This is a genomic window from Piscinibacter sp. (assembly GCF_050175855.1).
Classification (GTDB): domain Bacteria; phylum Pseudomonadota; class Gammaproteobacteria; order Burkholderiales; family Burkholderiaceae_C; genus Piscinibacter.
Map to the genome: position 1 here is coordinate 1 of NZ_JBFXIO010000229.1, position 8,344 is coordinate 8,344.

Below are 8,344 nucleotides of genomic sequence, written 5' to 3' on the forward strand. Positions count from 1 at the left end.
CCGCGTGCTCTCGCTGAACAGCGGCACCTGGAAGATCATGGGCGAGGACGGCTACAGCTACCCGGCTCCGCGCATCCAGGCCAGCCTGATGGTGCCGGCCGGCAAGACGACCGATGCCGACGTGACGCTCTCCACCGCCACGGGCGCACCGACCCTGGCGCTGTTCGACCGCCGCGACGGCACCGAAAGCGCCGGCGGCACGGCGCTGAGCGGGCAGGTGGCGCGCGTGATCCGCTCCGACCCGAGCACGATCGCGTCGCTGGATCCGATCGCGAACCAGATCGCCAACGAAGGCACCACCTTCCGCCTGCGCATCCTGGGCAACCGCATCGGTGCCAACTCGGGCTTCCAGTTCTCCGTGACGGGCCTGGCCGGCGCCACCGTCGGCAACGACCCGGTGGGCGATGCGGCCAACTACCGCTGGATCTCCTGGGCCGTGCCGGCGGGCAACCCAGCCCCCGAGACCTATGCCGTGACGGTGAATGCGACCAACGGCACGACGACCCTGACGCAGGCCTTCAACCTGCGCGTGAACCATGCGCCGCCGGCGCCGACGGGCGGCACCTTCGCGGCCACGATCGCACCGACCTCGGGCAACCCCCAGGCGGCGTTGGCGTCCGGCAATGTGCTGGGTGCGGCGCCGGTCGACGGCGATGGCGATGCCCTGTCGGCCTTCGTGGTCGGCTCGCCGCTGGCCGGGCTGTCGCTGCAGCCCAGCGGCGCGTTCACCTGGTCGGGCACGCAGACCGCCTCGGCGCAGGACCTGACCTTCGACGTGAAGTCGCGTGACCCGTTCAACCTGCAATCGGCCGCGACGACGACGGTGCACATCACCGTGCCCGCCGGCAACGCGCCGCCGGTGGCGCAGGACGGCTACAGCGTCACCGCGCCGCGGGTGATCGATCTGAAGAACGGCCTGCAGCGCACATTCCTCAGCTTCCAGACCGCAACGCCGAGTCCGCTGGCGCTGCCCTATGCCCGCTCCGGCGCCACGGCCACAACCGGCGTGGTTGCCGCAAGCGATGCCGATGGCACGGTCGTGCCGATGTCGTTCCAGGCGACGGTCACGCGGGTCGACAACGCGGGCGCGGACATCCCGCTGGGCGGCAGCCCCTCGGCATTGGTCACCAACTGGACCGAGGCGACGGCGACCGTCGATGCGACCGGTACCGTCGTGAACTTCAAGCCGCGCAGCGGGACGGCTGTCCTGGGTGGCGCTCCGAGCCTGGTCTTCCAGGGCTCGTCGCTCCTGGGAACCTGCAACACCAACTGCCTCAACGCCAACGGCTCGATCGGCAAGTACAGGATCACCTACACCGTGCAGGACAACCAGGGCGCGACGTCCAACGCGGCGGTGGTCTACGTCAACGTGACACCCTGAGCGGCTTCATCGCCTGCGGCGCCACCGCGATAGCGGCGGCGCCGTTCTTCTTGACGCGACGTCCGCGTCGCGAGCTTAAGCAGGGCTAAGGCAAGGGGGCGAGCCAGCATGCAGCCCGGGGGTTGTTCCGACCCGGGGCCCTCGCGAAGATGAGTCCGATGCGAACACTCTCGACACGGCCCATGATCGATTCAACGTCTTGCCGTCATTGGCTGGCACGCCTCGCGGCCGTCGCAGTGCTCGGTGCCGCCGGCAGCGCGAATGCGGCCGATACGGTCGTGGCGGCCGCACCCGTCGCGGCGGTGGCCGCGCCCGCCTCGGCAGCGGCCCGCGAGAAGACGCTGGAAGACCTCGGCATCCAGTTCGTCGGGCTGCAACTGACGGCCGAGAGCTTCATGATCGATCTGCGCTACCGCGTCACCGATCCGGCGAAGTCTGCCGTGCTGGTCGACCAGAAGATCCGGCCGGTGCTCGTCAACGAGCGCACCGGAGACCGCTACTACGTTCCGCAGGCGCCGAAGATCGGCAGCCTTCGCCAGACCGCAACGCCCCGTCATCCGGTGCAGACGGGCAAGGTCTACTTCATGTTGTTTGCCAACCCGGACCGCAGGCTCCAGGTGGGCGAGAAAGTGACACTCTATGCAGGCGACGCAGTGCTCAAGGGTTTGGTGGTTCGCTGAACGTCTGGCGGTGGCGGCGGGTGCCGCGGCGTGGTGCGCGGCCGCGGGTGCCGCCACCATCGATCCGGACATCTCGGCGCGGCTGGCGCGCGACATCGGGGCACACCGCTATCCGGTGATCATCCACCTGGCCAAGCAGGCCGATCCGGCGGAGCTCGGCAAGCGCTTCGCCGAGGTGCCGGCGGCGCAGCGCGGCGGCCGCATCGTCGAGGCGCTGCGCGCCTTCAACAAGCCGCTGCAGGCTCCCCTGCTCCAGGACCTGTCTGCCCGACATGCCGAAGAGGTGAACGCCCTCGTGACGGTGAACGCCGTCGCAGCGCGGCTGGCCGCCAAGGACATCCGCGAGATCGCGCGGCGCCCCGAGGTCGCCAGCATCCGCTACGACATCGGCCTGGTGGCGCCGTCGCGCAAGGCCATGGCCGATCCGTGCAGGCCGGCGCGCCCCACGCCGCGCCAGCGGCTTCCCAAGGCCTGCCGCGAGGGGGCCAAGCCCGCGACGACGGTCGACGCCGCGGCGTTCGACCTGGCGCTGGCGGCGTCGCTGACCGTGCAGAGCGTCGGAGCGCCGCAAGCGTGGAAGGCGGGCTTCACGGGCAAGGGCGTCACCGTCGCTTTCGTGGATTCGGGCGTGGACGCCACGCACCGCGACCTGGCCGGCAGCTTCCGCGGTGGAAGCGCCGACTGGTTCGATGTGCACGGTCAGCACAAGCGGCCGATCGACAGGCACGGCCACGGCACCCAGCTGGCCGGCCTGGTGGTCGGCGCCGGCGCGAGCGGGCAGACACTCGGCGTGGCGCCGCAGGCGCGCTGGATCGCGGCGCGCATCTACGACGACGGCAACGTCGGGCGCATGTCGCAGATCCACAGGATCATGGCCTGGCTGCTCGACCCCGACGGCAATCCGGCCACGCCCGATGCGCCGCAGATCGTTCTCAACGCGTGGGGGCTGGGCGATCGGGCCGGCACGTGCGACACGGAGTTCGCGCGCGACCTGGGATGGTTGCGCGCCGCCGGCATGCATGTCGTCTTCGCTGCGGGCAATGGCGGGCCGACCAACAACTCCAGCGTCAGCCCGGCCAACAATGCCGGCGTACTGGCTGTCGGCGCGCTCGACAGCGCGGGGGAGATGGCGCTCTACACCAGCCGCGGCGTCTCGGCCTGCGATGCCCGGGCCTATCCGGATCTGCTGGCGCCCGGTGAACTGGTGCGTACCACCGACCTCGCCATTCCGGGCATCCCGGTCACCGCGGCGGTCTCCGGCACGTCCTATGCCGCTGCGGTCGTGGCCGGCGAGCTGGCCCTGCTGTCGCAGGCGAAGCCGAAGATGGCTGTCCTGGAGCGCGAGACCTTGCTGCAAGGCACGTCGGAAGGTCGGCCGGTGCTGCTGCGCGCGCTCGGACTGGCCGCGGACGGCAGCGCCGAACGTCCGCAATGAGCCGCTCCTCCATGAACACGACCGCCCGGGTGCGGGGTCGGCGCCGCAGCCTGGTCGCGCTGCTGGCTGCGGGTGCGGCGCTGGCCGGCCTGCGACCGCGGGGCGTGCTCGCCCACGGCGGCACGAACGACGAGCCTTCCAGGAAGCACCTTCAGGTGCGGCGACCCAAGGTCGACCCCTTGCCCGCGATCCCGCTCACGACGATGCAGGGCACCCCGCGAACGCTCGACCGCGAGCTGGCCAACACGAACCCGCTGGTGGTGAACTTCGTGTTCACGACCTGCTCGACATCGTGCTCGCTGATCACCGCCGTGCTCGCCGAGGTCCAGCAGAAGCTGACCGCCAAAGGGCGCAAGCTGCAACTCGCCAGCATCACGATCGACCCGGCCAACGACACGCCCGAGCAGTTGCGCGGCTATGCGCGCAAGTTCGGCGCCGGCGCCGACTGGCAGTTCTACACCGGCCGGTTCGACGACATGGTGGCGATCCAGCGGCTGTTCGACGTCTATCGCGGCAGCAAGGTCTCGCACCCGCCCGTGCTGATGCTGCGACGTGACCAGAAGGCGCCCTGGGTGCGCATCGAAGGTTTTCCGACGCCGGATGACGTGCTGTCCCTGATCGAGACGCTGCCGAAGGCCGCGTGAGCATGGCAGGGCTGCGCTGGCGGCGGATCGCACTGGCGGCGGTGCTGCCGGGATGGATCGCAGGCGTCGCGCTGGCGGCCGATGCCGATCGCGGCCGGGCGCTGTACGAGGGGCGGGAAGTGTTGCGAACGGCCGCAGGACAGGCGGCGAGGGCGTGCGCAGACTGTCACCGACCGAGTGGCATGGGCACCTTCGAAGGCCGTCTGGCGGTGGCGCCGATCACCGGCCCCACGCTGTTCCAGGCCTACGACCCCGACGTGGCCCACTTCTTCCCGCCGTCCGCGCAGTACCGCGTGCGGCCGGCCTACGACGAGGCAAAGCTCGCCGCCCTGCTGCGCAGCGGCGTCGCACCGGACGGCAAGGTGCTGAACCCGGCCATGCCGCGCTACCTGCTGGACGATGCGCAGGCCGCCGATCTCGCCGCCCACCTGCGCCGGCTCTCCGCCCAGGCGCCGCCCGGCATCGACGCGGACACCGTTCACCTGGCCACGGTCACCGTGCCGGGGGTGGATCCGGCTCGCCGCGAGGCCATGCTGAGCACGCTGCGCCGCTTCGTCGAGCAGAAGAACGGCCAGTCGCGCCACGAGGTTCGCCGGGCGGAACTGTCGCTTCGCACGCGCGAGATGGCCAAGGATCGCAAATACCGCGTCTGGGATCTGCAGCACTGGCAGCTCGAGGGAGACGCCTCGACCTGGGCCGCGCAGCTCGAGGAACTGCAGGCGCGCCGGCCGGTGTTCGCGCTGATCGGTGGCCTGGGGCGGTCGGAATGGGCGCCGGTCGACCGCTTCTGCGAGCGTCACCGCCTGCTGTGCCTGCTGCCGCTGGTCGACGCGCCGGCGCCGAACGAGGGCGATCGCTACAGCGTCCACTTCCATGCCGGCCTCGGCGCCGACGCCCGGCTGGCCGCCAGCCTGCTGCGGGGGCACGGCGCATCGTCGTTCGTGGTCCGCGGCGACCCGGACGATCCGGCGGGCGCGCGGCTGGTGAGCCAGACGCTGTCGGGTGCCGGCTTGCGGGCCGCGTCGCCGGGCGACGCCGGAGCCGACATCGTCTCCTTGCTGCCGCCAGCGGCCCACGTGGCCTGGCTTCGCGCCAGCCGGCCGCAGCAGCGCGTGGTCTGGCTCGCCGGCGCGCACGCGCTGGGGGCCGCGCAGGCGGCGGAGATCACGGCCCTGACGCGAAGCGGCTGGGTGGTGAGCCCCATGCAGACCGGTGCCGACCTGGAGCGGCAGCTCCGGCGCGCACGGGCCTGGGCACGCGCCAACGGACTGCCCGACACGCAGCTGGACGTCACGGCGAGCACGATGCTCTCGGCCGCCACGCTCGGCGAGGCGATGACACACGCGGACTTCGGCTTCACACCGGAATACCTGCTCGAGCTGCTCGAGCATGGGCTGGAGAACATGTTCCCGACCAGCCCGTACCCGCGACTGTCGCTCGGCCCGGGGCAGCGCATCGCCTCGAAGGGCAGCTGGGTGGGCGAGATCCGCCCTGCCGGCCTTGCCTGGCAGTGGCAGGGAACGCGCTGAATGATGCGCGGAGTGCGGCGCTGAAACGCGCGCTGCTTCAGCTGGCCAGGCTCGACTCCAGGCCTGCGCCGGCGCGCTGCGACAGTGCAGGCCGCTGAACCACACCCAGGTCCACCGCCAGCAGCATGAGTTCGACCGCGGAGCCGAGCTTGAGCTTGCGCATCAGGTTGGCGCGGTGCTTCTCGACCGTTTTCGCGCTGAGGTTCAGATGGGCCGCGGCCGAGCGATTGGTGCCGCCCTCGGCGATCAGGCGGAAGATGGCCCGTTCGCGGCTGGACAGGGTGTCCCACGGTCTCAGATCGCGACGGGACTTGCCCGGATGCAGCATGTCGTCGAGCAGCAGGCTCGCGAGTTCCTGGCTGAGGTAGCGCCGGCCGCTGAGCACCGTCTTCACCGCCAGCAGCATCTCGTCGGGCGTGCAGTCCTTCTTCACGCAGCCGTCGCAGCCCGCCCGCAACGCCTCGCCGGCGTGGATCTCCGAGTCGTATTCGCTCAGGGCCAGCACCTTCTGCCGCGGCAGTCGCCGCCGGATCTGCGCCGTGGCATCGATGCCGCTGGTGCCCGGCAGCGACAGGTCCATCAGCACGAGGTCGGGTTCGAGCCGCAGGGCCTTGAGCACGGCCTCGCGTCCATCGCTGGCGTCGTCCACGACCGAGAAGTCCGGATTGGACGACAGGACGGCGCGCAGACCGTGACGGATCAGGGGGTGGTCTTCAGCGATCAGTAGTCGATAGCTCATGGCGATACCGGATTGGAAGAAACCGACGATGCGGTGATCTGAGGACGGGAGGACGGGACGGGAGCGGAGGGCATCCGCGGCACGAAGATGAATCGCCAGTCCGAGTAGTGCCCGGCATGGTCGAGCGACTCGAGGCCCGGACCCAGGCCGACCTGCTTCAGCGGCACGCCGTCCGACTGGCTGTAGACGCCGATGACCTGATTGCCCTGCTTCAGGATGCCCCACGGCACCTCGGGCTGCAGCGGGTCCGGGTAGAGCTTGCGCAGATGGCGCACCGGCATCGGGAAGCGGGTGTCGCGCACCAGTTCGTCCAGGGTCACCGGCAGGTGCTTGACGCGGCCGGGCGAGGAGAGGTAGTAGGACTCGAGCGCCTGCCGGTACTGCTGGCCGACCCAGATCAGCTGCGTCTCCAGCTCGCGCTGCCTCGCGCTGGCGGCCGACTCGGCGAACTGCAGCAGCGTCAGCCCGCCCAGCGCGAGCAGGACCATCAGGCCCATCAGCACCACGCCCCGCGAGGCGCGCGGCGAGCGTACCGGCTTCATCGGGCCTCCCCGGTCAGCGGCGCCGAGGCCGCGGTGGCCACCGAGACGATCTGGCTGCTTCCGCCCTGCTGCGCGACGAGGTTGGACAGGTTGTCCGATGCATCGTTGACGGGCTGAGGGGCCAGGCGAGGCTCGCCATTGGTATCGGTGCGGGTGCTCTGCACGTCGATCACGCCGCCCATGGCCGAATCCTTGGGCGCGATGACGATCCAGGTGGGAGACTCGGTGAAGGGATCGTTGGGGATGGCGCGCAGATAGCGCAGCGTGACCAGATCCTCGAGCTGGTCGGGATAGCGGCCGCGATCGCCGTAGAACTTGTCGATGGCCTCGCGCATGGTGGCCAGGTTCTGCTGCAGCACCTGCTCGCGGCCACGCTCGAGCGTGGCCATGTACTGGGGCAGGGCGATCGACAGCAGCAGGCCCAGCATCGCCATCACGATGACGAGCTCGATCATCGTGAAGCCGCGTGAGCGCCGGACGTGGAGTCGGTTCATGGGCATCACCAGTCCCGGTAGGGAATGCCGTTCATGCCGATGCCGGCCGACAGCGAATAGACGTCGAAGACGTCGTCGCCGTCGTGCGGGTCGTCCGGCGGGCTGGCGTAGCTGCGCAGGCCCCAGGTCGCCTGTGCCGGGGTCGCGGCGTCCGGGAAGAAGGGGTCGCGAGGCAGGCGGCGAAGGAAATAGAGGCGCCCGCCCTTGGGATCCTGCGCGTTCGGTACGCCCGTGACCAGCACTTCGAGCGTTGCCGGGAACCCGGACGTGCCGGCGGTTCTCGCGATCAGCCCCGTGTCGACGGATCGCCGATAGCGGTCGAGCGCGTCGCGGATCTCGCGCAGCGACTCGCGCAGGGCCTGTTCCTTGCTGCGCTGCACCGCGGCCTCCGTCATCGGCGCCGCCAGCATCGCCAGCACGCCGAGCAGTGCCAGCGTGACCACCAGCTCGATCAGCGTGAACCCGCGTGGGCGCCTGCGCATGGGGAGCACCTCAGCCACCGTCGGCCACCGGCGTCGGCGGTACGGGCGGCGCCGTGCCCGCCGGGGAGCTGGGTCCGGCGGGCGCCATCGCGCGGCCGGGGCGCACGGTGGGCGGGGCCACACCGCGGTCGATTGGCGCCGTCGCCACGGGTGGCGGAAGGGCGGGGCTGGCACCGCTGCCGCTGCCGAAGGCCGGCGTGGGCGCGCCGGAAGCGGCGCCGCCGCCGACGCTGATGCCCGGCCTGGCCGGCGTCGATCCTGCCGTTGCCGAAGCCGCCGCCGCGGGTGCCGCATCGATGCCCGGCCTGTCGCCGCTGAGGATGCGGCTGCCGCCGGCGCCGCCTGCCTTGGGAGCGGTCTCCGGCTGGGCCGCCGCCTGCCCCGGGCGGCCGCTGGGGGCGAGGGCAGGCATCTCGAC

The 8,344-nt window shown here is 71.1% G+C and carries 9 protein-coding genes and 1 pseudogene; 5 read left to right on the forward strand and 5 right to left on the reverse strand.

Going from position 1 to position 8,344, the window contains the following annotated elements; all coding sequences use genetic code 11:
- From AB7U92_RS16650 to AB7U92_RS16670, 5 genes are all read left to right on the forward strand, one after another.
- Positions 1–1,381: hypothetical protein (locus AB7U92_RS16650; protein WP_428579242.1), on the forward strand; the 1,381-nt coding region annotated here is incomplete at its 5' end.
- A gap of 182 nt (positions 1,382–1,563) precedes the next feature.
- Positions 1,564–2,061, forward strand: a complete 498-nt coding sequence (locus AB7U92_RS16655) for a hypothetical protein (RefSeq protein WP_428579245.1) — start codon at positions 1,564–1,566, stop codon at positions 2,059–2,061.
- A 10-nt stretch (positions 2,062–2,071) separates the two neighbouring features.
- Positions 2,072–3,496 (forward strand): S8 family serine peptidase, encoded by a 1,425-nt coding sequence (locus AB7U92_RS16660; RefSeq protein ID WP_428579247.1) that lies wholly within the window; start codon positions 2,072–2,074, stop codon positions 3,494–3,496.
- Between the two features lie 11 nt (positions 3,497–3,507).
- Complete coding sequence (locus AB7U92_RS16665; RefSeq protein WP_428579250.1) at positions 3,508–4,140, forward strand: SCO family protein; 633 nt, start codon at positions 3,508–3,510, stop codon at positions 4,138–4,140.
- Positions 4,141–4,142: 2 nt separating this feature from the next.
- Complete coding sequence (locus AB7U92_RS16670; protein ID WP_428579264.1) at positions 4,143–5,669, forward strand: c-type cytochrome; 1,527 nt, start codon at positions 4,143–4,145, stop codon at positions 5,667–5,669.
- Between the two features lie 37 nt (positions 5,670–5,706).
- On the opposite strand, the gene AB7U92_RS16675 is transcribed toward AB7U92_RS16670, so the two are convergent.
- The 5 genes and pseudogenes from AB7U92_RS16675 to AB7U92_RS16695 all read right to left on the reverse strand — a co-directional run.
- A complete protein-coding gene (locus AB7U92_RS16675) occupies positions 5,707–6,408 on the reverse strand; it encodes a response regulator (RefSeq protein WP_428579253.1) in 702 nt (233 codons plus the stop codon).
- Positions 6,405–6,950 carry a type II secretion system protein gene (locus AB7U92_RS16680; protein WP_428579256.1) on the reverse strand — a complete coding sequence of 182 codons (546 nt, stop codon included), beginning with the start codon at positions 6,948–6,950 and terminating at the stop codon, positions 6,405–6,407. Before AB7U92_RS16680 ends, AB7U92_RS16675 begins: the two co-directional genes overlap by 4 nt.
- Positions 6,947–7,444, reverse strand: coding sequence for a type IV pilin protein (locus AB7U92_RS16685; RefSeq protein ID WP_428579259.1), 498 nt, complete (start codon positions 7,442–7,444; stop codon positions 6,947–6,949). Before AB7U92_RS16685 ends, AB7U92_RS16680 begins: the two co-directional genes overlap by 4 nt.
- 5 nt (positions 7,445–7,449) lie before the next feature.
- Positions 7,450–7,926 (reverse strand): type II secretion system protein, encoded by a 477-nt coding sequence (locus AB7U92_RS16690; RefSeq protein ID WP_428579262.1) that lies wholly within the window; start codon positions 7,924–7,926, stop codon positions 7,450–7,452.
- A gap of 10 nt (positions 7,927–7,936) precedes the next feature.
- A pseudogene (locus AB7U92_RS16695) lies at positions 7,937–8,344 on the reverse strand (hypothetical protein); the annotation flags it as partial.

What these genes read in the sequence shown, in the direction of transcription:
- AB7U92_RS16680 (WP_428579256.1), bottom strand. Translation starts at nt 6,950, where the DNA reads ATGAAGCCGGTACGCTCGCCGCGCGCCTCGCGGGGCGTGGTGCTGATG.
- AB7U92_RS16655 (WP_428579245.1), top strand. Translation starts at nt 1,564, where the DNA reads ATGATCGATTCAACGTCTTGCCGTCATTGGCTGGCACGCCTCGCGGCC.
- AB7U92_RS16670 (WP_428579264.1), top strand. Translation starts at nt 4,143, where the DNA reads ATGGCAGGGCTGCGCTGGCGGCGGATCGCACTGGCGGCGGTGCTGCCG.
- AB7U92_RS16665 (WP_428579250.1), top strand. Translation starts at nt 3,508, where the DNA reads ATGAACACGACCGCCCGGGTGCGGGGTCGGCGCCGCAGCCTGGTCGCG.
- AB7U92_RS16675 (WP_428579253.1), bottom strand. Translation starts at nt 6,408, where the DNA reads ATGAGCTATCGACTACTGATCGCTGAAGACCACCCCCTGATCCGTCAC.
- AB7U92_RS16685 (WP_428579259.1), bottom strand. Translation starts at nt 7,444, where the DNA reads ATGAACCGACTCCACGTCCGGCGCTCACGCGGCTTCACGATGATCGAG.
- AB7U92_RS16690 (WP_428579262.1), bottom strand. Translation starts at nt 7,926, where the DNA reads ATGCGCAGGCGCCCACGCGGGTTCACGCTGATCGAGCTGGTGGTCACG.